This window comes from Vibrio sp. 1457 (genome assembly GCF_033340195.1).
In the GTDB taxonomy this organism is placed as follows: Bacteria; Pseudomonadota; Gammaproteobacteria; order Enterobacterales; family Vibrionaceae; genus Vibrio; species Vibrio alginolyticus.
This window is the reverse complement of record NZ_JAWOWA010000068.1, coordinates 1-1,613: the sequence shown is the minus strand read 5'-3', so window position 1 is coordinate 1,613 and position 1,613 is coordinate 1. Positions and strand designations below refer to the sequence as shown.

Here is a 1,613-nt window from a genome sequence, read left to right as displayed (position 1 = left end):
CCGGGCCCGCTTTCCAGATCTCATCCAGAAAGACAATTTCTGCTTCCGGCAGGTAACCGCTGGTTAAACGTTCATAGCGCCCTTCATCTTTTAGCGCCTGAATAGAAAGGGGACCAAAAACTTCTTCCGGCGTGGAGAAGCGGGTCATCAGATATTCAAACGCGCGGGCATTCTGAAAGGCGAATTTTAAGCGCCGGGCGATCAAACTTTTGGCAATACCTGGCGGGCCAAGGAGGAACACACTTTCACCACTTAATGCCGCTAATAAACACAAGCGGATGGCGTGGCTACGTTCATAAAGCCCCTTTTCCAACGAACTGCTCAGGCGGGAAATTCTTTCCGCTAATAAATGAGGGTGAGCCATAATGAAGTGGCGTCCTTTCGTCAAAAGTTCTGCGTAAATTGCGAGTATAGACGTTTCTTGCTGGTGGCTAAAATAGTCTCAAAGGGGGGGTATTTTTCTTTGAGCCAGGTTAATGTGGCCGCATTTAGGAGTACGATTTTGCCGTTAATCGTGCATACTGTGCGCTTTTTTGTGGGCCAAGGGACTAAGCACACATTTCATATTTCAACGAAAGACTAGTCTATGAGCACTGATAATAAGCAATCATTGCCCGCGATTACCCTCGCGGCGATTGGAGTTGTCTACGGCGATATTGGTACCAGCCCGTTATATACACTTCGTGAATGTTTGTCCGGCCAGTTTGGTTTTGGCGTTGAACGCGATGCCGTGTTTGGCTTTTTATCGCTGATCTTCTGGCTGCTAATCTTTGTGGTTTCCATTAAATATCTCACCTTCGTGATGCGGGCAGATAACGCCGGTGAGGGGGGGATCCTGACGTTGATGTCGCTTGCCGGGCGTAATACGTCGGCGCGAACCACATCAATGCTGGTGATTATGGGGCTAATCGGCGGCAGCTTTTTCTATGGTGAAGTCGTCATAACACCCGCTATTTCGGTGATGTCAGCCATTGAAGGTCTGGAAATCGTCGCCCCGCAGCTGGATACCTGGATAGTTCCCCTCTCAATTATCGTTCTCACTTTATTATTTATGATTCAAAAACATGGCACGGCTATGGTCGGTAAGCTGTTTGCGCCGATCATGCTGACCTGGTTTTTGATTCTGGCAGGACTGGGGTTACGTAGCATTATTGCTAACCCGGAAGTGCTGCATGCGCTGAATCCGATGTGGGCGGTGCATTTCTTCCTTGAATACAAAACGGTTTCTTTTATTGCATTAGGGGCAGTGGTGTTGTCGATTACGGGGGTCGAGGCGCTGTATGCTGATATGGGGCACTTTGGTAAGTTCCCTATTCGCCTGGCGTGGTTCACCGTCGTATTACCTTCCTTGACCCTTAATTACTTCGGTCAGGGAGCGCTGTTGTTAAAGAACCCGGAAGCGATTAAGAACCCGTTCTTCCTGTTGGCACCGGACTGGGCGCTGATCCCGCTGCTGATCATCGCCGCACTGGCGACGGTAATTGCCTCGCAGGCGGTTATCTCTGGCGTCTTCTCATTGACGCGTCAGGCGGTACGTCTGGGATATTTATCGCCGATGCGCATTATTCACACCTCCGAAATGGATTCAGGGCGAATCTATATTCCGTTTCTGA

General features: G+C 49.7%; 2 protein-coding genes. One reads left to right on the top strand and one right to left on the bottom strand.

Annotated elements, in window-relative coordinates; translation table 11 throughout:
- On the bottom strand, positions 1–364 hold a 364-nt coding region (locus R7Z41_RS23725; RefSeq protein ID WP_318141613.1), incomplete at its 3' end, for an AAA family ATPase.
- Between the two features lie 222 nt (positions 365–586).
- Between R7Z41_RS23725 and R7Z41_RS23720 the strand changes: the two genes are divergently transcribed.
- A partial coding sequence (locus R7Z41_RS23720; RefSeq protein WP_318141612.1) for a KUP/HAK/KT family potassium transporter occupies positions 587–1,613 on the top strand: 1,027 nt, incomplete at its 3' end.